The organism is Bradyrhizobium sp. GCM10028915, assembly GCF_042666195.1.
GTDB classification, from domain to species: Bacteria; Pseudomonadota; Alphaproteobacteria; order Rhizobiales; family Xanthobacteraceae; genus Bradyrhizobium; species Bradyrhizobium canariense_D.
This window is the reverse complement of the sequence record NZ_JBHTFN010000021.1, coordinates 505,294-530,840: the sequence shown is the minus strand read 5'-3', so window position 1 is coordinate 530,840 and position 25,547 is coordinate 505,294. Positions and strand designations below refer to the sequence as shown.

The 25,547-nt window shown below is 64.3% G+C and carries 28 protein-coding genes; 25 read left to right on the top strand and 3 right to left on the bottom strand.

Annotation, left to right across the window (positions count from 1 at the left end; genetic code table 11):
• Window positions 1–652 precede the first annotated feature (652 nt).
• From fliI to ACFQX9_RS14320, 3 genes are read right to left on the bottom strand one after another with little or no spacing between them, the layout of a single operon-like run.
• Window positions 653–1,978 carry a flagellar protein export ATPase FliI gene (gene fliI / locus ACFQX9_RS14330; protein WP_018453953.1) on the bottom strand — a complete coding sequence of 442 codons (1,326 nt, stop codon included), beginning with the start codon at window positions 1,976–1,978 and terminating at the stop codon, window positions 653–655.
• Window positions 1,979–2,013: 35 nt separating this feature from the next.
• Entirely contained in the window at window positions 2,014–2,742 is a 729-nt protein-coding gene (gene flgF, locus ACFQX9_RS14325; protein ID WP_377788990.1) for a flagellar basal-body rod protein FlgF, read from the bottom strand.
• A gap of 3 nt (window positions 2,743–2,745) precedes the next feature.
• On the bottom strand, window positions 2,746–3,534 hold the full coding sequence (locus tag ACFQX9_RS14320; protein WP_377788988.1) for a DUF1217 domain-containing protein: 789 nt from the start codon (window positions 3,532–3,534) through the stop codon (window positions 2,746–2,748).
• Between the two features lie 142 nt (window positions 3,535–3,676).
• Between ACFQX9_RS14320 and motA the strand changes: the two genes are divergently transcribed.
• The 25 genes from motA to ACFQX9_RS14195 all read left to right on the top strand — a co-directional run bounded on the left by motA (window position 3,677) and on the right by ACFQX9_RS14195 (window position 25,532).
• Window positions 3,677–4,576, top strand: a complete 900-nt coding sequence (gene motA / locus ACFQX9_RS14315) for a flagellar motor stator protein MotA (protein ID WP_007613972.1) — start codon at window positions 3,677–3,679, stop codon at window positions 4,574–4,576.
• Window positions 4,573–5,511, top strand: coding sequence for a flagellar motor switch protein FliM (locus tag ACFQX9_RS14310; protein WP_377788986.1), 939 nt, complete (start codon window positions 4,573–4,575; stop codon window positions 5,509–5,511). The genes motA and ACFQX9_RS14310 overlap by 4 nt, the downstream gene beginning before the upstream one ends.
• The gene (locus tag ACFQX9_RS14305) at window positions 5,492–5,806 is read left to right on the top strand and encodes a hypothetical protein (protein ID WP_377788984.1); all 315 of its coding nucleotides are present in this window, start codon (window positions 5,492–5,494) and stop codon (window positions 5,804–5,806) included. Before ACFQX9_RS14310 ends, ACFQX9_RS14305 begins: the two co-directional genes overlap by 20 nt.
• Window positions 5,807–5,882: 76 nt before the next feature.
• Complete coding sequence (gene fliN / locus ACFQX9_RS14300; protein WP_007595899.1) at window positions 5,883–6,263, top strand: flagellar motor switch protein FliN; 381 nt, start codon at window positions 5,883–5,885, stop codon at window positions 6,261–6,263.
• A 2-nt stretch (window positions 6,264–6,265) separates the two neighbouring features.
• Window positions 6,266–7,306, top strand: coding sequence for a flagellar motor switch protein FliG (locus ACFQX9_RS14295; RefSeq protein ID WP_027570476.1), 1,041 nt, complete (start codon window positions 6,266–6,268; stop codon window positions 7,304–7,306).
• A gap of 13 nt (window positions 7,307–7,319) precedes the next feature.
• A complete protein-coding gene (flhB, locus tag ACFQX9_RS14290; protein ID WP_018453960.1) occupies window positions 7,320–8,405 on the top strand; it encodes a flagellar biosynthesis protein FlhB in 1,086 nt (361 codons plus the stop codon).
• An 85-nt stretch (window positions 8,406–8,490) separates the two neighbouring features.
• A complete protein-coding gene (flgB, locus tag ACFQX9_RS14285) occupies window positions 8,491–8,871 on the top strand; it encodes a flagellar basal body rod protein FlgB (RefSeq protein ID WP_018453961.1) in 381 nt (126 codons plus the stop codon).
• 11 nt (window positions 8,872–8,882) lie between these two features.
• A complete protein-coding gene (gene flgC, locus ACFQX9_RS14280) occupies window positions 8,883–9,299 on the top strand; it encodes a flagellar basal body rod protein FlgC (RefSeq protein ID WP_085385293.1) in 417 nt (138 codons plus the stop codon).
• Window positions 9,300–9,301: 2 nt separating this feature from the next.
• Entirely contained in the window at window positions 9,302–9,631 is a 330-nt protein-coding gene (locus tag ACFQX9_RS14275) for a flagellar hook-basal body complex protein FliE (RefSeq protein WP_018453963.1), read from the top strand.
• Window positions 9,632–9,646: 15 nt separating this feature from the next.
• Window positions 9,647–10,435 carry a flagellar basal-body rod protein FlgG gene (gene flgG / locus ACFQX9_RS14270; RefSeq protein ID WP_007595892.1) on the top strand — a complete coding sequence of 263 codons (789 nt, stop codon included), beginning with the start codon at window positions 9,647–9,649 and terminating at the stop codon, window positions 10,433–10,435.
• 13 nt (window positions 10,436–10,448) lie between these two features.
• Window positions 10,449–10,925, top strand: coding sequence for a flagellar basal body P-ring formation chaperone FlgA (flgA, locus tag ACFQX9_RS14265; protein WP_083926354.1), 477 nt, complete (start codon window positions 10,449–10,451; stop codon window positions 10,923–10,925).
• Window positions 10,922–12,052, top strand: a complete 1,131-nt coding sequence (gene flgI, locus ACFQX9_RS14260) for a flagellar basal body P-ring protein FlgI (RefSeq protein ID WP_085351960.1) — start codon at window positions 10,922–10,924, stop codon at window positions 12,050–12,052. Before flgA ends, flgI begins: the two co-directional genes overlap by 4 nt.
• A gap of 64 nt (window positions 12,053–12,116) precedes the next feature.
• Complete coding sequence (locus ACFQX9_RS14255; RefSeq protein ID WP_247295081.1) at window positions 12,117–12,875, top strand: MotE family protein; 759 nt, start codon at window positions 12,117–12,119, stop codon at window positions 12,873–12,875.
• On the top strand, window positions 12,876–13,571 hold the full coding sequence (gene flgH, locus ACFQX9_RS14250; protein WP_018453966.1) for a flagellar basal body L-ring protein FlgH: 696 nt from the start codon (window positions 12,876–12,878) through the stop codon (window positions 13,569–13,571).
• A 42-nt stretch (window positions 13,572–13,613) separates the two neighbouring features.
• Window positions 13,614–14,057 (top strand): flagellar basal body-associated FliL family protein, encoded by a 444-nt coding sequence (locus ACFQX9_RS14245; protein WP_018453967.1) that lies wholly within the window; start codon window positions 13,614–13,616, stop codon window positions 14,055–14,057.
• Window positions 14,054–14,794 carry a flagellar type III secretion system pore protein FliP gene (gene fliP, locus ACFQX9_RS14240; protein WP_007595877.1) on the top strand — a complete coding sequence of 247 codons (741 nt, stop codon included), beginning with the start codon at window positions 14,054–14,056 and terminating at the stop codon, window positions 14,792–14,794. Before ACFQX9_RS14245 ends, fliP begins: the two co-directional genes overlap by 4 nt.
• Window positions 14,795–15,058: 264 nt before the next feature.
• The gene (locus tag ACFQX9_RS14235; RefSeq protein ID WP_018453968.1) at window positions 15,059–15,967 is read left to right on the top strand and encodes a flagellin; all 909 of its coding nucleotides are present in this window, start codon (window positions 15,059–15,061) and stop codon (window positions 15,965–15,967) included.
• Window positions 15,968–16,233: 266 nt separating this feature from the next.
• On the top strand, window positions 16,234–17,145 hold the full coding sequence (locus tag ACFQX9_RS14230; RefSeq protein WP_007613947.1) for a flagellin: 912 nt from the start codon (window positions 16,234–16,236) through the stop codon (window positions 17,143–17,145).
• 302 nt (window positions 17,146–17,447) lie between these two features.
• A complete protein-coding gene (gene fliF / locus ACFQX9_RS14225; RefSeq protein WP_018453970.1) occupies window positions 17,448–19,079 on the top strand; it encodes a flagellar basal-body MS-ring/collar protein FliF in 1,632 nt (543 codons plus the stop codon).
• A complete protein-coding gene (locus ACFQX9_RS14220; protein WP_247295079.1) occupies window positions 19,076–19,771 on the top strand; it encodes a hypothetical protein in 696 nt (231 codons plus the stop codon). Before fliF ends, ACFQX9_RS14220 begins: the two co-directional genes overlap by 4 nt.
• Before the next feature lie 6 nt (window positions 19,772–19,777).
• Window positions 19,778–21,115, top strand: coding sequence for a MotB family protein (locus ACFQX9_RS14215; RefSeq protein ID WP_377788975.1), 1,338 nt, complete (start codon window positions 19,778–19,780; stop codon window positions 21,113–21,115).
• Window positions 21,112–22,305: a chemotaxis protein gene (locus ACFQX9_RS14210; protein WP_377788973.1), complete on the top strand. Its 1,194-nt coding sequence runs from the start codon at window positions 21,112–21,114 to the stop codon at window positions 22,303–22,305. The genes ACFQX9_RS14215 and ACFQX9_RS14210 overlap by 4 nt, the downstream gene beginning before the upstream one ends.
• Window positions 22,302–23,663 (top strand): flagellar hook-length control protein FliK, encoded by a 1,362-nt coding sequence (locus tag ACFQX9_RS14205; RefSeq protein ID WP_247295075.1) that lies wholly within the window; start codon window positions 22,302–22,304, stop codon window positions 23,661–23,663. Before ACFQX9_RS14210 ends, ACFQX9_RS14205 begins: the two co-directional genes overlap by 4 nt.
• Entirely contained in the window at window positions 23,614–24,195 is a 582-nt protein-coding gene (locus ACFQX9_RS14200) for a transglycosylase SLT domain-containing protein (protein ID WP_026232641.1), read from the top strand. Before ACFQX9_RS14205 ends, ACFQX9_RS14200 begins: the two co-directional genes overlap by 50 nt.
• Before the next feature lie 95 nt (window positions 24,196–24,290).
• Complete coding sequence (locus tag ACFQX9_RS14195; protein WP_377788971.1) at window positions 24,291–25,532, top strand: flagellar hook protein FlgE; 1,242 nt, start codon at window positions 24,291–24,293, stop codon at window positions 25,530–25,532.
• Window positions 25,533–25,547: the final 15 nt, after the last annotated feature.

Here is a 25,547-nt window from a genome sequence, read left to right as displayed (position 1 = left end):
TTGCTGTGGATATGCCATTCGCGGCGTCGTCGCACGGGAGCCCGAATAGCCGTCGCCACCAGACGATGGATCGGAGTAGTTCAACCGAAGCCCCTAAGGTTCAAGTCACACGCAGACGTTTCTTATCTTCCGACGAAACGATGAATGACCTTCTCAACAAAATCAAGTAGAGACCATCTCGCAGACAGGATGTCGTCGCAGGCGAATGTAACGTTCAAGACAATCCCGCTCCTCGGGACACATGTTGGTGAACGCAATACGCTGTCCCACGAGCAACATGCACGCGACTATGCGACGGTTTTATTGCACGGCCCGTTGGCTGTCGTTGATGCAAGTTGATCGAAGCTTGTGCAGGACGACGATGTGCGTCCGCATGTCATCCACAACTTGTGCGTTCTGCCAAGAATTGTCCGAGGGAACTCACAGGAATTACACGCGGCGGTTGTCCGGACTGAATCAAGGAATCGCCGGTTCAGTCGCTTTCGGCGCGGCTCCGCTACTTTCTCACCCGAATGGTGGAGGCGATCGCGGCGGAAACCGGAGACGGCCGCGCATGCGCTGGAAGCGTGGCGGCATGCGCAATCGCCTGTCGAAAACAACGAGCAAGGTGCGATCGCGTGGCGCCTCGCGCGCCGACTCAATCTGAGACTTGCTAGTCGCCCTTGAGCATGTCCCGCAGCTCGCGGAACGGATCGGCGCTTGGGGGAGCCGAAGCGTCCTGCCGCATCGCGCCATAGATTCTCGGGACCATGTCGACCGCCTGGTCGAGCCCCGAATCGCGTCCCGCCTGGTATCCGCCCATCAGGCGAAGGTCGCGCGTGTCCTCGTATTTGGCGATCATGGCGCGCAGCTTGCTCACCAATTCGCGCTCTTCGGGGTCCCAGACGTTATGGGCGAGACGGGAGACCGAACCCAGAACGTCCACCGCCGGGTAACGTGCCTGGTCGGCGATGTGCCTGGAGAGCACGATGTGTCCATCGAGTGTGCTGCGGATGGTATCGGCGATCGGCTCGTTGTGATCGTCGCCATCCACCAGCACGGAGAAAATACCGGTGATCGTCCCGGATCCCTCCTCGCCGGGCCCGGCGCGCTCCAGAAGGCGCGGCAGATCGGTAAAGACGGTGGGTGCGTAGCCGCGCGCGACCGCGGGCTCACCGGCGGCGAGCGCCACTTCACGGGCGGCGTGGGCGAAGCGGGTGATCGAATCGACCATGAGCAGGACGGATTCGCCCCGGTCTCGGAAATATTCGGCGACCGCCATGGCCGTCTTCGGCGCCAGTCGCCGCATCATCGGGCTCTCGTCTCCCGTCGACACGATCGTGACGGCGCGGTGACGATCGGCGCCCAGCACGTCCTCGATGAACTCGCGCACCTCGCGGCCCCGCTCGCCGACCAGGGCCAGCACGACCGTGTCAAAACCCTGGCTGCGGGCGAGCATCGCAAGCAGGGTCGATTTACCGACACCGGAGCCGGCAAAGATGCCGACACGCTGGCCGGCACAGATCGGGGCGAACAGGTCGATGACGCGTACGCCGGTGCGCAGCGGCTTGTGGACCCGCGCGCGCTTCATGGCCGAAGGCGCCTCCGCCTCGGCCGAGACCGGACGCGACCCGGGGGTGAGAGGGCCCTGTCCGTCCAGGGGCGCCCCGAGCGCGTTGATGACGCGGCCCTTCCAGCTCGGATCGGGCGCGAAGGACAGGGGCGGCATCCGGTAGGCGACCGAGCCGAGGCCGCCGGCGAACTGCCGGTCGAACGGCTTGGCGATGATGCCCTCGCTGTCGATCCGCACCACCTCGCCGATCTGGGGCTTGCCGCCGGAGTTGACGCCGATCAGCTCGCCAAGCCTGACGAAGCGCGACAGGCCGGAGACGCGGAAATGCGTCGACGCGATCTCGGAGATCGCGCCGCTGACGCTTGCCAGGGGAGTGCTCTGCTGAAGCTCCAGCAGCGCCCACTCAAGTTGCCGAAGAGCGTTCAAGGAAACCGTCCAACCTCATTGCGCGCGGGCGCAGTCTATTTGCCGGGTTCGCCCAGCGTCCGGATTGCGTTCTGGAGCGAGCTCTCGGTGCCCTCGATCATCGAATTGGTGCCGTCGAAGGCGCGCGAGGCCGCGATCAGCTTCGTCAATTCCATCATCGGATTGGCGCCCGAGCCCTCGACATAGCCCTGCTTGAAGCCGTCGCGGGAGAAGTCGGCGATCGCGGTCGCAGGCCGGTTGGGCGTGACGCCCGAATTGCCGTAGCGGTCGAGATTGGCGTCGGCGGGAATGTTGAACAGGCCGATGGTGCCGATCTCGTTGTTGTCCTGGGTGATCGCGCCGCTGCGCGCGATCGAGACCGGTCCGCCGTTTGGATCGAGGGTGATCTGCGCGCCGCCGGAATCGATGACGGGGAAGCCGGACACGGTCTGAAGGTCGCCGTTGGCGGCGATCTGGAGTCGGCCGTCGCGCGTATAGACCGTTCCGTTCGGACCGGCGAAGGCGATCCAGCCCTGTCCGACCACGGCGATGTCGAGTGGGTTGCCGCTCTCGGTGATGCTGCCCATTTCGCGCGAGATGATGTTGTCGCCGGGCGAGGAGAAGGCGACCGGGTTCGCGCCCGCCTTGGACAGCACGGTCTCGAACTTCACCACGTCGGTGCGGAACGCCGCCGTGTTGACGTTGGCGACGTTGTTGGCGATCGTCTGGAGGCGCTTTTCGAGAGCGACCTGCGCCGACAATCCTACATAGAGGGCCGATTGCATGACTTACCTGTTGAACTTGATGTTCTGAAGTGTCGTGAGCACGTTGGTATCCATGCCGATCGACGGTGCGGCGCCGCCGATCAGGACCAGCGCCGGGTTGATCGAGTTGTCGCTCTGGGCCTGGGTCGCATCCCACATCGCCGCGAAGCGCTGCACGAATTTGGTGACCTTGGCCGGGTCCTGGAAATCGGTGAGCTTGATCTTGCTCGTGATCATCTTGGCCTGGGCATCGATATCAGCCGAGCTGATCGTCGACGGCAGGCCGAGCGCCGTCTGCACCACTTGCGTCATCGCCTTGTCCGCGAGGATCTGGTAGGAATTGGTGATCGTGGAGGCCTTGCGCGTGAAATAGAGCGCCAGCCGCAGGCCCTCGTTCTGGTCGCCGGCCTTGTCCTCCATCGTCTGCGTGACGTATTGGGTCGCCGTGCCGGTCGTGGCCGCGGCGGTTTGGGTCGCCTTGTCGCCGAGGGCGGCGAAATTGAAGGCGGCGGCGAATTGCCGGTAGCGGATGTCGGTCAGCTTGTTGGCGAAGGTCTTGTTGTCGGCGATACCCTCGGTCAGCACCTTGCGCATGAACGCCTTGGCGTAGGTCATGTCGCTGAGGCCATATGCCTTCATCGCGTAAGAGTAGAGACGATAGTCCTTCAGGAAGTCGTCGATGGTCTTCACGTTGCCGATGTGGCTGAGGAAATAATCGGTGTCACGGCTGACGTCCGGCTGCGTCGCGACCTGTGTCAGCGACTTGCCCATGTCCTTGGTCAGTCTGGTGTAGTCCGCGATGGTGGATAGCATGACACGCGCCCCTCTGGCCGCTCTCGCGACGTCGTCCCAAGCTGCCGTGAATCGCTTGCGCGAGGCTGGCGAGGGGGAAGCCAGCCTCGCGCAAGGCTCGCCAACTAGATATTCCCGATGGGATCGGTGATGGAGCGGCGCGTTGGGCAGTTTCGTGGGGATCGTCATCACGGTAGCGGCACTGCTGGGCGGATTTGCCGCCATGGGCGGGCATCTGGGCGTGCTGATGCAGCCGTGGGAGTTCGTGATCATCATGGGCACCGCGGCCGGCACCTTCATCATGGCCAATCCCTGGAAGACGGTCGCGGATACCGGGCTTGCCTGCGTGCAGGCGGTGACGGGAGCGGTGCCAGGTCAGCGCTACTATCTCGATCTGCTCGGTGCGCTGCACGCGCTGATGCGGGAGCTGCGGGGCAAGGGCCGCAACGAGGTCGAGGCGCATATCGACGATCCCGCGTCCTCCGAGATCTTCAAGGCGTTCCCGAGCGTGCTCGGAGATCCGTCGCTGCTCCAGTTCATCTGCGACTACGTCCGCCTCATCATCATGGGTAACGCGCGAACGCACGAGATCGAAGCGCTGATGGACGAGGAGATCCACACCATCGTGAAGAGCAAGCTGGCGCCCTACCACGCGCTGGTGGTGGTCTCGGAGGCGCTGCCTGCGCTCGGCATCGTCGCCGCGGTGCTCGGCGTCATCAAGGCCATGGGCGCGCTTGACCAGTCCCCGAAGCTGCTGGGCGGCTTCATCGGGGCCGCCCTCGTCGGCACCTTTGCCGGTATTTTCCTGTCCTATGGGATCATTTCGCCCTTCGCGATGAAGGTGAAGATGACGCGCGAGAAGCGTTGCCGGCCCTACATCATCGTCAAGCAGACGCTGCTGGCGTTCATGAACGGCGCCATGCCGCAGATCGCCGTCGAGCACGGCCGCAAGATGATCGCGAGCCCCGAGCGGCCCTCGATCGACGTCGTCGAGAACGAGACGATCGCGGGCCCCAAGGCTGTCGTGACCGAGGTTGAACCGAAGGCTGCGCGCGCATCATGATGGAAGCCCTCGAAATCGATCAGCGCAAGCCGCTGCCGAACTATCTGCTGGACGCCGCCGGCATCTCGATCGAGCGCATGCCGATGCTCAATGTGATCTTCGATCGCATGGCGGCATCGTGCACGGACAGCCTGCAGCCGATGGCTGGAACGCCATGCTATTTCTCGGTCAACGGCATCACCAACGACCGTGTCGGCGACATCGTCAAGGACTACGAGGCCAACGCGGTTGCGGCCGTGCTCTATGCCGAGCAGTGGGACTCCCGCATCATCATCATGCTCGACCGCGACTTCGTGTTCACCATGGTCGAGGCGATGTTCGGCTCCGATGGCGCAGAACCGCCGCTCGACGTCGAGCGCAGCTTCTCGAACATCGAGATCCGCCTGGTCCAGGCGCTGTTCGAGCGGTTCGCCAAGGCGCTGCAATCCGCTTTCGCCGGCACCTCCAACGTCACCTTCCGCGTCGAGCGGGTCGAGACCGCCATGGCGTCGCTGGCGATCGGGCGGAGCGGCAACATGTCGATCTGCGCGAACATCATGCTGCAGGCGCTCTACCGCGGCGGTCAGATGTTCCTCATCATTCCGCATTCCGCGCTCAACCCGCTCAGGCAAAAGCTCGCGACCGTCGTCGTCAGCGACGGCCGCGCGGCCGATCCGCGCTGGCGCGAGCAGATGGAGACCGAGGTTCACCGCACCGAGGTGACGCTGAGCGCCGTGCTGGACGAGAAGATGATTTCGCTGGGCGACGTCGTGAAGTTCCAGGTCGGCCAGGTACTCGAGCTCGAAGCCACGCCGCGCACGCTGGCTCGGCTCGAGAGCAACAACCAGGTGCTGTTCTGGTGTCAGATCGGCCAGCTTGATGGCTATTACGCCATGCAGGTGGCAGATCCCGTCGATCAGAAACGGGAGTTCGTCGATGATATCCTATCTCGTTGATGCCGTGCTGCTGATCGCGCTCGCCTTCACCAGCATGCGGGTGACCCGGATGCATCGCGAGCTGGCGCGGTTGCGCAGCTACCAGGGCGAGTTCTCGACCATCGTCCAGGAGACGGCGGGCGCGTTCGACACGGTCATCAACGCGGCGCATGATTCCACCGCAAATCTCGGGCGGCTCGCCAACGTGCTGAGCACGAAGATCGACCAGGCCCACGAGGCGATCGCGGCGCTCGATGCGAGGAGCGGACTCGCATCCGCGGCGACCGCGGGCGGCGCCGACGTGAACAAGCATTGAAGCCGAAGCCGGCGGAATAAATACGATCGGAACGTCGCGGCGCTCCGGGAGCGGAAATACCAAGAGGCGATACCAAATGGCGCAATCCTTCGACTATGAGTCAGCATCGGCGTCCGACGAGGGGCATACGGAGACATCTCCGCTGGAGCGGCTGGCGGAGATCGCCGCGCGCACTGCGGAGGAGACCGGCAAGTTCGCCAATGTCGATGCGATCCTGCGCATTCCCGTGACCATGCAGGTGGTGCTGGGATCGGCAACCATTCCGGTGGCAAACCTGATGAAGCTCGGCCGTGGCGCGGTGGTTCCGCTCGACCACCGGGTCGGCGAACCCGTCGACGTCGTCGTCAACGGTCGCGTCGTCGCCCGCGGCGAGGTCGTCGTGGTCGAAGAAGACAATTCCCGCTTCGGCGTCTCGCTCACCGAAATTGTCGGGCCGTTGGGACAGGGTGATACCTGACCATGGCCGCACAGGTCGGCATGGCTCCCATCAAGCAGCGCGGCGTCGCCACGCTGGGCGGAACGGAGAAGGTCGCGGCACTCCTGCTCGCCATGGGCCGGCAGGCGGCCGCCAGCGTGCTCGCGCAGTTCGAGCCGCAGGATATCCGCACCGTGACAAAGGCCGCCGCCGAGCTACGGCCGATCACGGCGCAGGAACTGGAAGCGATCGTCGAGGAGTTCGCCCAGCAGTTCTCAATGGGCGCCAACATTCTCGGCACCCTCGGCGGCCTGGAAGCTGTGCTCGGCGACGTGCTTCCGGCCGATCAGGTCTCGGCGATCATGTCGGACCTGCTCGGCAATTCGAGCCGGTCAGTGTGGGACCGCGTCTCGTCGGTGTCGGAAAACTCGCTGGCAAGCTACCTGTCCAAGGAGCATCCGCAGACCGCAGCGCTCATCCTGTCCAAGGTCAAGCCGTCCTGCGCCGCCAAGGTCATGAGCCAGCTGCCGTCGAGCCTGCGCAACGAGCTGATGCGGCGCGTGCTCAGCCTCAAGCCGATCGTCGACGACGCCATGAGGGTCCTCGAGAAGACGCTGCATGAGGATTTGACGCTGAATTTCGCCCGCAACCTCGGCGCGGACACCTATGCCCGCGTCGCCGACATCATCAACAAGATGGAGCGCGGACACATCGAGGACATGCTGAAGAGCCTGTCGGAGAAGCGGCCGAAGTCGGCCGAAGTGCTGAAGGAGCTGCTCTTCACCTTCGACGACGTCACCAACCTGACGCCGAAGGCGCGCACCATGATCTTCGACCAGGTGCCGACCGATCGCATCGTGATCGCGCTGAAGGGCACTGACAAGCACTTCCGCGAGATGATCCTGTCCTCGGTCGCCTCGCGCGTCCGCCGGGTCGTCGAGCACGAACTCGCCATTGGCGAACCGTCGAACCAGCGCGACGTGCTGGAGGCGCGGCGCGTGATCACGGACCTCGCGCTCGACCTCGCGGAAAAGGGCGAAATCGAGCTCAACCCCGAGCAGGAGGATGAGCTGGTCTTTCGCTGACCGCTGAACGGGCATGGCAGAAACAACCGATCAGGAGAGCAAGACAGAAGAGCCGACCGAGAAGAAAGTCCGCGATGCGCTCGAACAGGGCAAAATCCCGGTCTCTCGGGAGGCTTCCATCTTCGCCTCGATGGCCGCGCTGATGGTGATCCAGGCGTTCCTGATCGGTCAGGGCGTGCAGCAATTGACGCCGATGCTGACGGGCTTTCTCGACGATCCCGACGGCTTCCCTCTCAGCACCGGGGCCGACGCCCAGAATCTCCTCATCGTGGTCGGGCTTCAGGCACTGCGATTCCTGACGCCGCTCGTCGTCACCCTGGCGGCGTTCGGGCTCGCAGCCTCGCTGTTGCAAAATGCTCCCAGCCTGGTGCTCCAGCGCATCACGCCGGACCTTTCGCGAATCTCTCCGCTCGGCGGCTGGAGCCGGCTGTTTGGATCGCAGGGCCTTGTCGAGTTCGCCAAGTCGCTGTTCAAGCTCGCCGCGGTCACCGTCGTCGTCGCGTTCGTGCTGCGCTCGTCGGAAGCGAAGGCGTTCGAGGCGATGTACACCGATCCGGTCGCGCTGCCGGAGATGATTCTCAACATCGCCATGCGAATCGTCTCGGCGATCTGCATCGCGACCATCGTCCTGGTCGCGGTCGATCTGGCTTGGGCGCGCTTCCACTGGCGGCGCGAGCTGCGCATGACGCGGCAGGAGATCAAGGACGAGCACAAGCAGGCCGAAGGCGATCCGCTGATCAAGGCGCGCCTGCGCTCGCTGGCGCGCGACCGCTCGCGCCAGCGCATGATCGCCTCCGCATCGCGCGCGACGCTGGTGATCGCGAACCCGACGCATTTCGCGATCGCGCTGCGCTACAATCGCGAGGAAAATCCGGCGCCGATCGTCGTGGCGAAGGGCATGGACGTGATTGCGCTGAAGATCCGCGAAGTCGCCGAGCAGAACCGGATTCCGGTGATCGAGAACAAGGCGCTGGCGCGCGCGCTCTACGAGGCGGTTCAGGTCGACCAGGTAATTCCGGCGGAGTTCTTCCGGCCGGTCGCCGAGATCATCTACTTCCTGCAGTCCAAGCAGACGCCGCAGTCCGAGAAGGTCCAGTAGAATTCCGAGGACGGCGTCCCTTCCATCAGCCTGACGAAAGCTTGCGACCCTAAGGTTACACCGTCTGAACCAGAATGGTGCTGCCGTGGGACCGCTCTATCTCTTCGAACTCGCATCGTCGCAGGCGCGATACCTCGAGCTCCGCCAATCGACGATCGCCACCAACGTCGCCAACGCCAACACGCCGGGCTTCAAGGCGCGCGACGTCGAACCCTTCAACAAGGTGCTCGACGGCATGCCGGTGAGACTGGCGACCACGTCGCCGTCGCACCTGCAGCTCTCCCCAGCCGAGAGCGACACGCGGGCGACTGCGAAGAAGGACAGCTGGGATGTGGTTCACTCCGGCAACTCCGTCAGTCTCGAGCAGGAAATGATCAAGGGCAGCGACGTCAGTCGCGATTACTCGATGAACTCGGCGATCGTGCGGTCGTTTCACCGCATGCTGCTGTCGAGCGCGAAGACCTGAGGTGAACTGACATGCTGGACTCATTGCAATCCTCGTTGACGGTCGCGAGCTCCGGGCTCGAAGCGCAGTCGACGCGCATGCGCATCGTCTCGGAGAACCTCGCCAACGCGACGTCGACAGGGCGCTCAGCCGGCGCCGATCCCTATCAACGCAAGACGATCACCTTCGACGCCGCGATGGACCGCGCCTCGGGCGCGCAGCTGGCGAAGGTCAAGGAAATCGGGGTCGACACCACGCCTTACCGCGTGGAGTACGAGCCGGGGCATCCCGCCGCCGACAAGGCCGGCTACGTCAAGCTGCCGAACGTCAACATGATGATCGAGATGGCGGACATGCGGGAAGTCAACCGCTCCTATGAAGCCAATCTGCAGGTCGTGAAACAGGTGAGGTCGATGCTGGGCATGACCATCGACCTGCTGAGGAGCTGACAATGCTTGAAGCGATTTCATCCACGGCGATTTCGGCCGGGCAAGCGGCAAGCCGCGCGACCGAGACGCAGGCCATCTCGCCGGCGGCGACGCCCGCGATTCAGTCCGGTGGCGACGTCGGATTCGAATCGGTCATGAAACAAGTGACGACGGACGCGATCGGAACGCTGAAGGCGGGCGAGGCGGCCTCGGTCTCGGCGATGCAGGGCAAGGAATCGACGCGGCGCGTCGTCGAGGCGCTGATGTCGGCCGAGCAGGCCTTGCAGACGGCGGTCGCAGTTCGCGACAAGGTCGTGCAGGCCTACCAGGAAGTCGTTCGGATGTCGATCTGATCAAGGAGTGACGCTGTGAAATCGCTTGCCATCGCGGCCACGGGCATGAACGCCCAACAGACCAACATCGAAGTCATCGCCAACAACATCGCCAACATCAACTCGACCTCGTACAAGCGGGCGCGTGCCGAGTTCACCGATCTGTTCTACCAGATGGACCGCATGCAGGGCGTTGCGAACACCAGCGGCTCGTCGCCGATTCCGGAAGGCGCCAATCTCGGCCTCGGGGTCAAGTCGGCGGCAATCCGCAAGCTGCATATCCAGGGCGCGCTCACGCAGACCGGCAATCCCTACGACATGGCGATCAACGGCCGCGGCTGGTTTCAGGTGCTCGGTCCGAACAACGAGGTGCAGTATACCCGCGCGGGTTCGTTCAACACCAATGCCAATAGTCAGCTCGTCACGACCGACGGCTATCTGCTGGATCCGGCAATCACGGTGCCGCAGGGAACGGTCCAGGTCACGGTCAACCAGACCGGACAGGTGTTCGCCAAGCTGGATACGGAAGTGAACCCGAGGCAAATCGGGCAGCTCAATCTCGCCAATTTCGCCAACGAGGCCGGGCTCGAACCGCTGGGCAGCAATCTCTATCGCGAGACCACGGCGTCCGGCACGCCGGTCGTCGGGCTGCCCGGCGATTCCGGCTACGGCAAGATCAACCAGCAATATCTCGAAGCCTCGAACGTCGATCCCGTCAAGGAAATCACCGAGTTGATCTCTGCCCAGCGCGCCTACGAAATGAATGCCAAGGTCATCCAGGCCTCGGATGAAATGGCCCAGACGGTCTCGAAGGGCATGCGCTAGTTCCGGTGTATCCATGTTGAACAGGATGGGCTCGATCATGCACGGGATGGCCGCCGTGCTGCTGGTTCTCGTCTCGGCGCGTCTCGCCGCGGCCGAGGAGAAGCGGCTCCCCGTGCCGGCCGTCTCGATCCGCGCCGGCGAACTGATCCGGGACGACATGATCACCGAGCGCGCCTTTGCGCCGAACGTGCTCGGCGTCGCCATATTCATCGAAGGACGCCAGGTCCTGGTCGGCCGCATGGCGCGCCGCGCGCTGCTGCCCGGCCAGCCGATCCCGACCAACTCGGTGGAGGATCCCTGGACGGTCGCCCGCGGCGCCATGGTCAAGGTCGTGGTCGAAGACAGCGGCCTGTCGATCGTGACCTACGGCGCAGCGATGCAGTCCGGCGCGCCCGGCGCGCTCATCCCGATACGAAACACCGATACCGGTGTGATCATCAGGGGCGTTGTGCAGCCGGACGGCACCGTCAAGGTCGTGGACGGGTCATGACCAGAGTCCTGCTTGCGCTCGTCCTGCTCGTTTCCGCCGCCAGCGCCCAGGCCGCCGTCCGCATCAAGGACATCGCGGACATCAAGGGATTGCGCGAAAATCAGATCGTCGGCTACGGCCTCGTGATCGGCCTGAACGGGACTGGCGACACGCTCCGCAATGCGCCGTTCACGGAGCAGTCCCTGCAATCGATGCTCGAGAACATGGGCATCAATGTCAGGAACGAGACCACCAGCACCAACAATCCGCCGCGTCCGACGACGCTGCGCACGCGCAACGTCGCGGCCGTCATGGTGACCGCGGACCTGCAGCCCTCGATCAGTGCGGGCGAGCGCATGGACGTGACGGTGTCATCGCTCGGCGATGCGACCTCGTTGCTCGGCGGCACCCTGGTGATGACGTCGCTGCGCGCGGCGGACGGAGCGGTCTATGCAGTGGCGCAAGGCGCCGTCACGGTCGCCGGCTACAGCGTCGGGGGCCAGGCCCAGAACGTCAGCCAGGGTACGCCGACCGCGGGTCGCATCCCGAACGGCGCGCTGGTCGAGCGCGAGGTGCAGGGTAGTCTCCATGAAATGGAATATCTTGTGCTGGAGCTCAAGAACCCCGACTTCGTCACCGCAACGCGAATCCTCGACGCCATCAACCGCTACGCGGGCGGACGCTACCGCGCCCAGATCGCCTTCGAGCGAGACTACCGCACGATCGTGCTGTCGAAGCCGCGCCACATCGGACCGGTCCGCTTCCTTGCCGAAATCGGCGAGCTGACGGTCGAGCCGGACACGCCGGCGCGGGTGGTGATCAACGAGCGTACCGGCACGGTGGTGATCGGACGCGACGTGCGGATATCGACCGTTGCCGTGACGCACGGCAATCTGACGGTCCGGGTCACCGAGCTTCCCGTGGTGTCGCAACCCGCGCCGTTCTCGAAAGGGCAGACGGTGGTCGTGCCCCAGACCGTGGTCGAGGCCAACGAAGCCGGATCGCAGGTGGCGATCCTGAGCGGCGTCGATCTCCAGCGCCTGGTGCGCGGCCTGAACCAGATCGGCCTGAAACCATCCGGCATCATCGCGATCCTCCAGGCGATCAAGACGGCTGGCGCCCTCCAGGCGGATGTCATCGTGCAATGACGCGTAAGCGCCGTGCAAGCTTGGTCGCTCAATGCTCTCTCGACCGAGAATCGCACGCGGGCCGATGTTGAAGCTGGATCATAAAGCCAAACTCCTCCTCCTGGTCGCAGCCTCCGCGCTCGCGAGCGCTTCGCCCGTTCTGGCGCTGGATGAGGCCAAGCCGTCGAAGCCGCTCAACCTGCTGTCCTTCGCGCGCGCCCGTGCGTCTGGCCCACAGAAGCCAATCTCATCGATCCCGAGCGACAATGCGTCGATGCGAGCGACAGCGTGGGCAGCCGAAGATTCGGGACCAGTGATCACGGGTGCCGTTTCGGCCTCCGAGAAGCCCGCGTCGGCACCCACAGCCGCGGCGCGACCGGCCAAGCCCGGCAGCGTCACGGCGCCGCCGAAGCCGGTGCCGCCCCAGGCCGCTGCAACCGCGGACAACGAAGTCGCCCTGTTCTGCAGCAATGTCGCCGACTCCGCCGCCGATGCAAGGCTGGCCTGGCAGCTCAAGGAGCTGGAGAAGGCCGAGAACCAGCTTCGCGAGCGGATCGCCGAGGTCGAGGCCAAGCGCGCGGAATATGAGAAGTGGATGGCGTTGCGCGACGAGTTCCTGAAGAAGGCCGAAGCGAGTGTGGTCGAGATCTACTCGCGCATGAAGCCGGATGCCGCCGCAACCCAGATCGCCGGGATGGCGGACGAGACGGCTGCGGCCGTGCTCGCAAAGCTCAGCCCGAGGAGTTCGAGCGCAATCTTCAACGAGATGGAGACGGGCCGCGCGGCGCACCTCGCCGATCTGCTCGGCGGGATGCGTCGCGTGGATGACGGAAAGACCAAATAGATGAAGAATCTGATCCTCATCCTGTCGCTGTTATCGCTTGCGGGATGCGTCACTGATCCGGCCGAGGTCCTGACTGGCCCGCGACTGTCGCCGGTCGGGAGCGGCCTGAGGACGCAGGCCGATCCGATTCCCGTGACGCCCCGTATGCACTCGCCCGTCAGCTATCGCTCGACCTGGGACGACGGCACCGACCTCTACCGCGATCCCCGCGCCCGGCGCGTTGGCGACGTCGTGACGGTGATCATCTCGATGCAGGACAAGGCCAAGCTCGACAACAAGACCGGCCGCTCGCGCGATTCGCAGATCAAGTTCGGGCTCGACTGGCTGATGGACGTTGCGGGATGGCAGGACAAGGGCTCGACGAGCGCCAACCTCAACACCAACACGCAGATCAAGGGTAACGGCCAGATCGACCGCACCGAGGATATCAAGCTGTCGATCGCAGCCATCGTCACCGACGTGTTGCCGAACGGCAATATGATGATCAGCGGCTCGCAGGAATTCAAGGTCAACACGGAAATGCGCGTGCTCAACGTCGGCGGCATCGTGCGTCCACGCGATATCTCGCGAACCAACACGATCTCCTACGAGAAGATCGCCGAAGCGCGCGTGGCCTATGGCGGTCGGGGAAATCTCTCGGACGTGCAGCAGCCTGGATGGGGACATCGGATCTATGACGCCGTGGCACCGTTCTGAGATGCGCTCCCGTCGGGCCGCGTCACGAGGGCAGGGGACGTCATGCGCCTGATTGTGGCCATCGTGGTGCTGACCCTGATCGCGATCGGCGCGGGCGCGCTTGCCGGCCTGCATCTGTTTGCGGCCGCCGAGCGCGTCGCGGATGCGAAGAAAACCGCCACGCCGCCGCCTCTTGCCTCGAGCTACGCCGGCAGCGCGCGGCTCAGGAAGCTGTCCCCGATCGTGACCAATCTCGGCGCGCCGGCCAACAACTGGGCCCGCATCGAAGCCTCCATGGTGACCGACAGCATGAGCGACGAGGATGCCGGCATCCTGGCGGCCCATATCAGCGAAGACATCGTCACCTATCTGCGTTCGGCGACGGTGGCGCAGTTCGAGGGATCGCGCGGGCTTCAGCATCTGCGCGACGACCTGACCGAACGCGCCAATATCCGCTCCTCGGGCAAGATCCGCGAATTGATCATTGAGACGTTGGTGATTCAGTGAAACTGAGAGTCCTGCTGCTTGCGTTGCTCCTGGTCGTGCTGCCCGAAGTGGCACTGGCCCAGATTCCGGACCTCAATTCGCTGCTGCCACCGGGCAACGGCTCGACCAGCGGCCGGATCATCCAGCTGATGGCGGTGATCACGGTGCTGTCGGTGGCGCCGGGACTGCTCATCATGGTGACGAGCTTCACGCGATTTGCGGTGGCGCTGTCGTTCCTGCGCGCCGGTCTCGGCCTCCAGACCACGCCGGCCAATCTGGTGCTGATCAGCCTCGCGCTGTTCATGACCTTCTACGTGATGGCGCCGACCTTCGACCGCGCCTGGGAAACCGGCATCCAGCCGCTGATGAAGAACGAGATCTCGGAGGAAGAGGCCTATCTGAAGATCACCGATCCGTTCCGCGAATTCATGCTGGCCCATGTTCGCGACAAGGATCTGCAGACCTTCGAATCGCTCGCCGCGGAGAGCTTCCGCAGGAAGTTCGACGACAAGCGCGTCGATATGCGCGTCATCATTCCGGCCTTCATGATTTCCGAGCTCAGGCGTTCGTTCGAGATCGGGTTTCTGATCATCCTGCCGTTCCTCGTCATCGACATGATCGTGGCGACGCTGACCATGTCGATGGGGATGATGATGATGCCGCCGACGATCCTAGCATTGCCATTCAAGATGCTGTTCTTCGTGCTGATCGACGGCTGGAACCTGCTCGCCTCAGGGCTGGTGCGGTCGTTCTCGTGATGGCAACGAGCGCCAGAGGAATGGTTATGGTTAGCGAGAAGAACCGGACTATGGTTACCAAAATGTACTGTTAACCAACTGATTTTACAGCGTAATTCAAGCCAATCTTAATCCGCGCGCAAGATTCGGCGTGCTAGCAATGCGTCACGGCGGGTTGGACCCCACCCACATCAGTCCAAAGGCATGATGCCGCCCCTCCGTACCGGTGAAAGCCCGGTATGTCCCCTCGTGAAAATGTAACGCGTACATAAAGGGACATTCGCAATGTCAAGCCTGCTTACGAACTCGACCGCCATGACCGCACTCCAGACCTTGCGGTCTGTGAGCTCGCAGCTCTCCACCACGCAGACCCGCATCTCCACCGGCCAGCGCGTCTCGACCGCTTCGGACAACGCTGCCTACTGGTCGATCGCGACCTCGATGCGCGCCGACAACGCCGCGCTCTCGGCGGTCTCCGACTCGCTCGGTCTGTCGGCTGCGACCGTCGACACCGAATATACCGCTTTGACCACAGTCATCGGCGACAAGGACTCCGGCCTGACCAAGCTCCAGTCCCTGCTGGTCGAAGCCAAGACAGCCGGTATCGACCGCAGCAAGATCCAGGCCGACGTCACCCAGATCCAGCAGCAGATGAAGGCGACAGCCAATGCGGCGACCTTCAACGGCATCAACTGGCTGAGCACGACCGCCACCACGCCAACGACCTTCAGCCTGGTGTCGTCGTACTCGCGTGTTGGCGGCACGCCCACCATCGGCTCCATCACCGTGACCACCGCCAACTACTCGCTCTACACCTCGGCGCAGGGGGGCATTCTGGACACGGCCGGCTCGACCGCTCCGTCGATCGACACGATGAGCATCTCCGCACTGACCGACTCGGCAGCTGACCAGACCACGCTCGATGGCTACATCGCGCAGGTCACCGCTGGCATCAACTCGGTGGCCTCGGCCGCCGCCAACCTCGGTGCTGTCAAGAACCGCCTCTCGACCAACACGGACTTCGTGAAGTCTCTGATGGACTCCGTGGATCGCGGTATCGGCCAGCTCGTCGACGCCGACATGAACCAGGAGTCCACCCGGCTGTCGGCCCTCCAGGTCCAGCAGCAGCTCGGCGTCCAGGCGCTCTCGATCGCCAACAACAGCAGCCAGAGCATCCTGTCGCTGTTCCGCTAAGCCTCGAACCATCCGAAGAGGGCCGCGCTTCTTGCGAAGCGCGGCCCTTTTGTTTGGCGTGACGTCGCGCGCCGCAATTTCGGCCGCCTTGTTGCGGCAAAGCCACAGAGCCACAAGCCTCGCACAAGCTTCGCGGGCTATCGTCGCCGTTACGACAGGTTGGGCCTTGACGCTTCTGCGCAGCCCAAAGGCATGACGCCGCCCTGCCGTACCGGTGCAAGTCCGGTATGTCCCAAACTCAATCCAATCTCCAAAGGGACATCAAAATGGGTTCTAGCCTCCTCACCAACTCGTCTGCAATGACCGCGCTGCAGACCCTTCGCAACGTCAGCTCGCAGCTCGCGACGACGCAGAACCGGATCTCGACCGGTATGCGCGTGTCCACGGCCTCGGACAACGCGGCCTATTGGTCGATCGCGACGTCGATGCGCTCCGACAACGCCGCGCTTTCCGCGGTCTCCGACTCGCTCGGTCTGTCGGCCGCGACCGTCGACACCGAATATACCGCTCTGACCTCGGTCATCGGCGACAAGGACTCCGGCCTGACCAAGCTCCAGGCGCTGCTGGTCGAAGCCAAGACCGCCGGTATCGACCGCACCAAGATCCAGGCTGACATCACCCAGATCCAGCAGGATATGAAGCTCAAGGCCAACTCGGCGACCTTCAACGGCATCAACTGGCTGAGCACGACCGCCACCACGCCGACGACCTTCAACCTGGTGTCGTCGTACTCGCGTGTCGGCGGTACGCCCACCATCGGCTCCATCACCGTGACCACCGCTAACTACTCGCTCTACACCTCGGCGCAGGGCGGCATTCTGGACACGGCCGGTTCGACCTCCCCGTCGATCGACACGATGAGCATCTCCGCGCTGACCGACTCGGCAGCTGACCAGACCACGCTCGACGGCTACATCGCGCAGGTCACCGCCGGCATCAACTCGGTGGCCTCGGCCGCCGCCAATCTCGGTGCCGTCAAGAACCGCCTCGCGACCAACACGGAGTTCGTCAAGACCCTGATGGATTCCGTGGACCGCGGTGTCGGCCAGCTCGTCGATGCCGACATGAACGCGGAATCGACCCGCCTTCAGGCGCTCCAGACCCAGCAGCAGCTCGGCGTTCAGGCGCTCTCGATCGCCAACCAGAACAGCCAGAGCATCCTGTCGCTGTTCCGCTAAGCCGCGGCTTCGAAAACGACCGTGCTCCCCAGGGAGCACGGTCTCCGCCATGAACGGCGGATCTCGGCACACGACGTGCCAACATCGATTTCCTGACGTCGCATCCCAGGCAACATGCCGTCGCCGATCGCACCGCGATGCAACCGGCCGTCCGCCTGTTGCCGACGCGCGCGATTGCGTCACTCGCTCTCTGGTAAAATTGCAACGCCTCGCCTGCGAACCGACACATTCGTGGTCTCGCGCAACCTTCAGACAAGGTTGGCAGCAGAGTGTCCTCTACGTTCGCATTGGTACGAGGTCACATGCTGCTCAGTCGTGCGCAGGTACAGCAACTGCTCAACAATCTGCTGGAGCTTGGGCCGCGACGCCTGATGGCTTTGGGATTGATCGGTTTCGCCGTTCTCGTCACCGTCGTGGGCGGCGCCTATTATCTGAGCCGGCCTGAATTCGAAACGCTCTATACCGGCCTTTCCCGCGAAGACGTGACGCGCATGGGTGCAGCGCTGCGCGAGCAAAACATCACCTTCGACGTCAACACCGCCGGCGACGCGGTCTCGGTGCGTCCGAGCCAGACCATGCAAGCGCGGATGCTGCTCGCCGAGAAGGGGCTGCCGACCAGCGCCAATTCCGGCTACGAGCTGTTCGACAAGATCGGGTCGCTCGGTCTGACCTCGTTCATGCAGGAGGTCACCAAGCTCCGTGCGCTGGAAGGCGAAATCGCGCGCACGGTGCAGTTGATGAAGGGCGTGAAGGCGGCGCGGGTGCATATCGTGATGCCGGTGCGGGGGTCGTTCCGCGCGACGCAGCAGCCGCCTTCGGCATCGGTCGTGCTGCGCACCGACGGCGCCATCGAGGCGCGCACGGCGCAGTCGATCCGTCATCTCGTCGCGGCGGCCATTCCGGGCATGAGCCGCGACAAGGTCACGGTGCTGGACGCCGACGGTTCGATGCTGCTTGCCGAAGAGGACGAGGCCACTGCCGCTCCGACCAAGATGGCGAGCCTGCAGAAGACGGTCGGCGGAATGGTGCAGGAGAACATTCGCAAGGCGCTGACGCCGTATCTGGGCCTCGACAATTTCGAAGTGAGCGTTGCATCGCAGCTCTCCACCGACAAGCGGCAGATCAACGAAACCGTCTACGATCCGGAGAGTCGCGCGGAACGTTCGGTCCGGAACGTCCGCGAGAACGAGAAGTCACAGAACGCGGACCGTTCGCAGCCGACCACTGTGCAGCAGAATCTTCCCGACCAGCAGGTGAACGCCGGCGGCACCAAGAATTCCAGCGAGGACAAGACCCGCCGCGAGGACGTCACCAATTTCGAGGTCTCGTCCAAGACCACGACGACGGTGAGCGACGGCTATTCGGTGAAGAAGCTGTTCATTGCCGTGCTGGTGAACCGCGGGCGGCTCATTGCCGACCTGGGCGACAAGAGCAACCAGGCCATCGTCGACAGCAAGCTCGCCGAGATCAGCCAACTCGCAGCCACGGCCGGCGGCCTCGACAAGGCGCGCGGCGACCAGATCCAGGTGACGGCCGTCGATTTCATCGAAGGCTCGCGCGAACTGGCGCCGGTGCCGCCGATCAGCTTCGTCGAGATGATCAACAAGCAGCTCGGCAGCGTCATCAACGCGGTCACGATCCTGGCCGTCGCTTCGATGCTGGTGTGGTTCGGACTTCGTCCTGCAGTCAACGGCATTTTGACCCATCGCGCGGCGCAGGAGCAGACCGAGGCGGCGGAAGCCGCCCAGCTCCAGGCAGCCGCCGGCGCCCTCACGCTGGCGGACAGCGAAGAGGCCGAGCTCAACCTGGTCGAAGACCTCGAAGGCAAGATGCAACGAACGCCGCAGAAGCGGTTGGAGCAGATCGTCCGTCTCGATCAGATGCAGGCGGCAGCGATCCTTAAAGACTGGATGCGACGCGAGGAGGCGGCATGAACGCGGCAATCGGAAAGCTCCTGACGCAGTTCGATGCGAACGGGCGGGTCAAGTCGCCTCCGCCTCCACCGCCGCCCAAAATCCAGGATGTGCTGACGAGGCCGAAGGAAGCCCGGCGCGAGCCTCAGCCGCAACCCGAGACCCATTCGCAGCCGCAGCTTCAGTCGCCGCCTCCGGCGCCGAACGCGGAAGCCCCCGCGGTCAGTCTCCTGGACGATGCCTTTCGGCGCGGCCATGCGGCCGGCGTAGCGGAGGGCGAGTCCAGGATCGCCGAGGAAAGAGTTCGCAGCGCGATCCGGCTCGGCGAAGAGCGGGCCAAGTGGTCCGACCAGCAGGCGGTGGCGGTTGTCAGCGGCTTCGAGACGGCTTGCCGCGAAATCGAGACCAACATCGCGAGCTCCGTTGCGCGGATATTGCTGCCGTTCCTCGCCGATGCTGTCCGCGACAAGGCGATCGGGTCGCTGGTCGAGCAGATTGCGGCGCTGACCGGCAATTCGCCAGTGCCGGTGTTCAAGGTCACCGGACCAAGCGAACTGCTCGACCTGGTGAAGACGCAGCTCGGGACGGCCAGGCGAACGGGTTTCGAGTATGAGGCCGCCGATACTTTTGAGGTTCGCGTCGTGGCCGACCAGACCGTAATCGAGACGCAGATCACGACCTGGAGCGAGCGCCTGAAAGAGGCGCGCCGGTAGTCCGTCATGAATGAGGTCAAGCCAGAACTCGTCATCATCCGCCGGCGGAGTGCCTTCGACGACGAGAAGCCGCACGGCGGCGTCTGGAAGATCGCCTATGCGGACTTCATGACCGCGATGATGGCGTTCTTCCTGGTGATGTGGCTGATCAATGCGCTCAACCAGGATCAGAAGCAGGTGGTCGCGAGCTATTTCAATCCGATCAAGCTCGCGGAGAACGCACCTGCCCCGAAGGGCCTCAAGGATCTCTCCAAGAAAGAGCCGTCGTCGTTCGACGGCCAGGACGGCAGGCGCCAGCCGGGAGGACCGAGCGAGGAACGTCGCGGTGACTCTCCGACGGCCGAGAAGCCGCCCTTCTACGAGGAGAGGGTCCTGTTCCGCGATCCCTATACGGCGCTCGCCGAGATCGCCAGCAGTGCGAACCAGGCCTCGGGCCAGCGGCGCGCCGGCGCTCTGACGTCCGCCGAAGAGGATGGCCTCAAGGGAGGCGACGCCTACCGCGATCCGTTTGATCCCGGCTATTGGAAGCTTGCGCCGCAGGCAGGCAAGGATGCCGACCGCGTCATCGAGGGCGAGCCCAAGCCCGAGTCCAAGCCGAATGCGTCCGCGCGCGACACTGCCTCCGGCTCAGGCCAGGCCGAGCCGCAGGCGCGCCGAGCCAGGCAGGACGATGCTGGCGGAAACGTGGCTCCGAGCGCCGATGCGTCGTCCGCAAGCCTGTCGCCTGTGCTGCCGCCGGGGCCCGCGCCATCGCAGGCCTCACGCGAAGGGAGCGCGCAGCCTGGCGCCCAGGCTGGTAATCAAGCCAATGCCGCCGCGCAGCCGCATCCCAACGACACGACCAAGGAATCCGAGCCGCGCGACGCGGTTCAGGCCCAGCAACTAGCGGTCAAGCAGCTTCAGTCGGCGATCGCGGACGCGCTGTCGGACGTCAAGGCTGGCGCCGGACCGGTGGCCGAGGTGCGTCAGGTTGAGGAGGGCCTGCTGATCAGCCTGACCGACGATGCGAACTTCGGCATGTTCGCGGTCGGCTCGGCTGAGCCGCGGCCCGAACTCATCCGTGTGATCGACAAGATCGGCCCGCTGCTGACGAAGCGTCCCGGCGTGATCATCGTCCGCGGCCACACCGACAATCGACCGTACCGTTCGGAGGCCTATGACAACTGGCGGCTGTCGACGGCCCGCGCGCAGATGGCCTATTACATGCTGGTCCGCTCCGGCGTCGATGCGCAGCGCATCGAGCATGTCGAGGGTTATGCCGATCGGCGGCCGAAGCTTCAGAACGATCCGGCGGCCGCGCAGAATCGCCGGATCGAGATCATGATCCGGGAGAAGCGCCCTTGATCAGGTCTCCTCTCCGCGCCGCGTTGCTGATGCTGCTGCTGCCGTTCACGGCGGCAGGCGCATTCGCCGAGCCGGCACCGGGGGCATCGGCATCGGGCGAGCCATATGAACTCGTTCGGGCGTTGCAGGCCGTGCAGGACGGCATCGCCAACGGCGATAGCGCGGCGTACGGCAGCCACAGCGCATTGATCCGGCAGATCGGCGAAAAATTTCTCGCCGCCGATCCGGGCCTGTGGAGCAACCCGCAGAACGGCCAGGCCGCCGTGATCTACCTGCTCAGTGGCGGCGCGCCGCAAGTCATCCGCAAGCTGCCGCGCGACAAGCTGAACGTCGATGGACGGCTGTTCGATGGCGCGCTTGCCTATGTCGAGGGTCGTCAGGACGAAGCGCGCGAACTGCTCAAGGACGTCAAGCCGCGGACGGTTCCGTCGGGCCTGGGCGGACAGCTCGCGCTGGTCCAAGGTGCACTGTTCGCACGCGCCGAGGCATCGCTCGCAATCGAGCGTCTGGACGATGCGCGCTTGCTCCTGCCGGGCACATTGGTGGAGGAGGCCGCGCTGCGGCGCGAGATCCTGTTGGTCGGGCAAGCCGAGGATTTCGACAAGTTCGAGTTCCTGACGCTGGCCTATATCCGGCACTACCACAACTCGGTCTATGCCGGGGACTTCTGGCAGCGCTTTGCGACCGGCCTGACGCAGTCGGGCCTCGCGCTCGACGAGCGCCGGTTTGCGCGGATCACCACCTTGCTTGAGCAGATCGACCGCGCGAGCCGCCTCAAGCTCTATCTCGTGATCGCGCGTACCGCGATGGTGCGCGGAGGGCTGGCCGTCACCCGGCTTGCCGGCGAGCGTGCCCTGACTCTCAGCGCCGATGCCTCGGCGGAGCGCGAGCGGGCGCATTTGTTCCGCGGCGTGTCGCGGGCGCTCGCCGACGAATATGACGGCGGTCTCGCCGAGTTGAAGGCGCTCGACCGGTCGAAGCTGCCCGAGCGCGACATTCCCTTTCTCAATGCAACGGTGCAGCTCGCACTCGACGTTCGCAAGCCGTTCGCTGGCGGATCCGCCGCCGCAGCCGACAAGCCTCCGGTCACGCCGGCGCGTCTCGACCTCGCGTCGTCGACCGCAACGCTTGTTCGTGCGCGGAAGCAGCTCGGGGAGCTCGAACTTCTCACCAGGGATCGCCGTCCATGATGAAGCTCAGTGGAACCTCCGGACAGGTCTTTTCGGGTCTCGCCGAAAGCCTCAGCATGCGGGGCACATCGCGCTCCGGGAAGAGCGCCGGGGCGAAAGCGCAGGCGGACTCGTCCTTCAACGATCTTCTGCACACCGTCTCGAATCTCGCGAAGCGTGCGCTCAACGACGAGGGCAGCGCCACGGCCGTGAAAGCCGGAACGCTGCGGACGCGCCTGGCGCATCAGAGCGGGAAGGACAACGCGAGCGACGAGACGGTGCACGACCGTGCCGCGGCGGTCGAGGAGCCGGGATCCAGCGAGACGTCCACCGAGAAATCTTCCGACAAAAAGACCGATAAGTCGTCCGGGAAACATGGACCTCTCGATCACATCGAGCAGGCCGACGTCCAGAGCCGATCGAGTATTGCCGGGATCGTCGGACAGGAGATCGTCGCCGGGCCGCCGGTCGTGATGCCGCAGATGCAAGCACCGGCCGGCGACAAGAAGGATGCGTCCGGGCGCGACGAGCGGTCTTCCACGACGAAGCGCGACGTTCAGGCCTTGGGCATGGCGAAGGCGACAGCCGAGCTCCCACCTCCGGTGGCTCCAACCGCCGCCCGCTCGCAGGCCGCGGATTCGCACGCGGCGACCAGCGCCCAGGCGACATCGACGGACGACAGTGAGCCATCGCCGAAGGCAACGGCACCCGGCTTCGAGGCCGTCGCGGCCAATGTCGAGCGTGCTGTCAAGGCGTCGGCGCGGGACGCATTGCCCGAGACGACCAAGGTCACCGTGGTCCAGCAAGAGACCCATCTGCCGCCGGCGCAGTTCAACGCTCCGCAACAGGTTGCCAACGCCGTTGTCGCCGAGTTGAAGGAAGCTCCGGCATCGACGGCGTCCGCAGCTCCAGATCTTGCAGCGTCCCAAGCCAATGCGCCGGATCAGCCGCTCAAGATCCTGACCATCAATCTCGAGCCGCCCGCGCTCGGCAATGTCACCGTGCGCCTTCGCCTGGTCGGCAACGAAGTGTCCGTCCACCTCGCCGCTGCGCGCAAGGACACGAGCCAGATGCTCGACCAGCAGCGCGATTCGATCCGCGACCTGATGCAGTCCGCGGGCTACGTCGCCGACATTGCGCCCGTCCAGCACGGCTCGCTGGATGGTTTCCAGAGCGGCTCCGGCCAGTCGCAGCCGCAGCTTTCGGGCCAGCAACAGCCCTCGTCGCAGTCGCAAGGCACGTTTGACGGTACGAGTAATTCGTCGGGACAAGCGGACGGCGGCGCGAAGCAGGCTCGACAGGAGCGCCAGTCCAACCAGGAGACGCGTCATGACCAGGACGTGGCGCCGCAGATTCGTCGCGGCCCTGTTTATCTGTAACGCCGGCGCCGCGGCCGCGGCGACCGACAATTCGCGCCCGTGCGAGCGCGAGATGGCGCGTGCGTCCCAGCAGCACGGAATTCCGCTCGGCATTCTCTACGCGGTCGGACTGACCGAGACGGGGCGGCGCGGCGCACTTTATCCTTACGCGCTCGGCGCCGAAGGACAGACCGTGTTCGCCAAGGACATGAACGACGCGATCGCCAACTTCGAAGCCATGCGAGCCAAAGGGATCAAGCTGATCGACCTCGGCTGCATGCAGATCAACCATTACTATCACGGCGACAAGTTCGCCTCGGTCCGGGCGATGTTCGATCCCGCAGGGAATGTCGACTACGCCGCACGCTTCCTGAAGGAGCTCAAGCAGCGCGAGGGCAGCTGGACCATGGCAGTCGCCCGCTACAATGCAGGCCCCAACAACCAGCCGGCGCAGAAGCGCTACGTCTGCCACATCGTCGCGCATCTCGTCTCCAGCGGCTTCGGCGCGTGGACCGACAAGGCGCGCTCGTTCTGTCAGCCCAAGACGACCTAAGGAGACGACGCCAAGTTGTGCATCGTTCCCCATCATCAGCCCCGCGCAAGCAACAGTCTCCATTGTAGCTGCAACCTACCAAAGGAGCCCAATTCATGAGCCTGTATGGTGTTATGCGCACCGGCGTTTCCGGGATGAACGCGCAGTCCAACAAGCTGTCAACCGTTTCGGACAACATCGCGAACGTCAACACCACCGGTTACAAGCGGGCTTCGACCGAATTCTCCTCGCTGATCCTGAAGAGCGGCTCGGGCAATTACGATTCCGGCGCGGTCGAGACCACGGTGCGTTACGCCATCTCCGACGCCGGCAATTACCAGTTCACGACCTCGGCCACGGATCTCGCGGTCCAGGGCAACGGCTTCTTCGTCGTGCAGGATCCGAACGGCACCAACTTCCTGACGCGCGCCGGTGCGTTCGTGCCCGACAGCACGGGTAACCTAGTTAACGCGGCCGGCTTCCAGCTGATGGGCTACAACATTGCCAACGGTGCCACTCCCACCGTCGCAGCCAACGGGTTCGGCGGCCTCCAGGTCGTCAACGTCAACCAGATGGCGCTCCAGGCGTCGGCTTCGACCAAGGCGACCGTCGCCGCCAATCTGGATCCGAGCGCTACCTTCTCTGCTGGACCGGCCGGCCCCGCCAACTATACGTCGAAGACGTCGATCGTGACTTACGACAATATCGGAAATGCCGTGACGCTCGACGTCTATGCCAAAAAGACTGCGGCAAATACCTGGGATATGCAGGTCTACAACGGCGCGACCGCGCTTCCATCAAGTGGGCCCAGCACCACGTTCACGTTTAACGTAAGCTCGACCGGAAAAGGCAAGCTCGATCTGGTGGGCCCGCCGCCGAGTGCGACATCGCTTACGGTGGCGATCCCCGGTGGTTCGGCTGCCTTCAACATCGACCTCTCGGCCATGACCCAGGTCGCCTCCAGCTTCGACTTCAAGGCGACCGTGGATGGCAACGCTCCGTCCGCGGTGGACAAGGTGAACATCGACGACAAGGGCGTGGTCACGGCCGTCCTCAAGAATGGCACCACGCTGCCGAGCTTTCAGATCGCGCTCGCGACCGTCCCGAGCCCGGACCATTTGACGCCCGAAGTCGGCAACGTCTACTCACCGAACCTGGAATCCGGAAACGTGCAGGTCGGCCTCGCCGGCCAGGGCGGGCTCGGCACCATCCAGTCGGGTGCTCTGGAAGATTCCAACGTCGATCTCGCGGACGAGTTGACCTCGATGATCGAGGCACAGCGCGGCTTCACCGCGAACTCGAAATCGTTCCAGACCGGCGCCGATCTGCTGGACGTGGTCGTCAACCTGAAGCGCTGATTTCTTCAGCGCTCG

Bases quoted from the DNA above. Each gene is read 5' to 3' on its own strand.
- ACFQX9_RS14230 (WP_007613947.1), top strand. From the start codon at position 16,234: ATGGGTTCTAGCCTCCTCACCAACTCGTCTGCAATGACCGCGCTGCAG.
- ACFQX9_RS14215 (WP_377788975.1), top strand. From the start codon at position 19,778: ATGAATGAGGTCAAGCCAGAACTCGTCATCATCCGCCGGCGGAGTGCC.
- ACFQX9_RS14245 (WP_018453967.1), top strand. From the start codon at position 13,614: ATGCGCCTGATTGTGGCCATCGTGGTGCTGACCCTGATCGCGATCGGC.
- flgI (WP_085351960.1), top strand. From the start codon at position 10,922: ATGACCAGAGTCCTGCTTGCGCTCGTCCTGCTCGTTTCCGCCGCCAGC.
- ACFQX9_RS14305 (WP_377788984.1), top strand. From the start codon at position 5,492: ATGATATCCTATCTCGTTGATGCCGTGCTGCTGATCGCGCTCGCCTTC.
- flgF (WP_377788990.1), bottom strand. From the start codon at position 2,742: ATGCAATCGGCCCTCTATGTAGGATTGTCGGCGCAGGTCGCTCTCGAA.
- ACFQX9_RS14205 (WP_247295075.1), top strand. From the start codon at position 22,302: ATGATGAAGCTCAGTGGAACCTCCGGACAGGTCTTTTCGGGTCTCGCC.
- ACFQX9_RS14195 (WP_377788971.1), top strand. From the start codon at position 24,291: ATGAGCCTGTATGGTGTTATGCGCACCGGCGTTTCCGGGATGAACGCG.
- ACFQX9_RS14235 (WP_018453968.1), top strand. From the start codon at position 15,059: ATGTCAAGCCTGCTTACGAACTCGACCGCCATGACCGCACTCCAGACC.
- fliF (WP_018453970.1), top strand. From the start codon at position 17,448: ATGCTGCTCAGTCGTGCGCAGGTACAGCAACTGCTCAACAATCTGCTG.
- ACFQX9_RS14220 (WP_247295079.1), top strand. From the start codon at position 19,076: ATGAACGCGGCAATCGGAAAGCTCCTGACGCAGTTCGATGCGAACGGG.
- ACFQX9_RS14255 (WP_247295081.1), top strand. From the start codon at position 12,117: ATGTTGAAGCTGGATCATAAAGCCAAACTCCTCCTCCTGGTCGCAGCC.
- fliN (WP_007595899.1), top strand. From the start codon at position 5,883: ATGGCGCAATCCTTCGACTATGAGTCAGCATCGGCGTCCGACGAGGGG.
- flgC (WP_085385293.1), top strand. From the start codon at position 8,883: ATGCTGGACTCATTGCAATCCTCGTTGACGGTCGCGAGCTCCGGGCTC.
- flgA (WP_083926354.1), top strand. From the start codon at position 10,449: ATGTTGAACAGGATGGGCTCGATCATGCACGGGATGGCCGCCGTGCTG.
- flhB (WP_018453960.1), top strand. From the start codon at position 7,320: ATGGCAGAAACAACCGATCAGGAGAGCAAGACAGAAGAGCCGACCGAG.
- ACFQX9_RS14275 (WP_018453963.1), top strand. From the start codon at position 9,302: ATGCTTGAAGCGATTTCATCCACGGCGATTTCGGCCGGGCAAGCGGCA.
- ACFQX9_RS14320 (WP_377788988.1), bottom strand. From the start codon at position 3,534: ATGCTATCCACCATCGCGGACTACACCAGACTGACCAAGGACATGGGC.
- ACFQX9_RS14295 (WP_027570476.1), top strand. From the start codon at position 6,266: ATGGCCGCACAGGTCGGCATGGCTCCCATCAAGCAGCGCGGCGTCGCC.
- ACFQX9_RS14310 (WP_377788986.1), top strand. From the start codon at position 4,573: ATGATGGAAGCCCTCGAAATCGATCAGCGCAAGCCGCTGCCGAACTAT.
- flgH (WP_018453966.1), top strand. From the start codon at position 12,876: ATGAAGAATCTGATCCTCATCCTGTCGCTGTTATCGCTTGCGGGATGC.
- ACFQX9_RS14200 (WP_026232641.1), top strand. From the start codon at position 23,614: ATGACCAGGACGTGGCGCCGCAGATTCGTCGCGGCCCTGTTTATCTGT.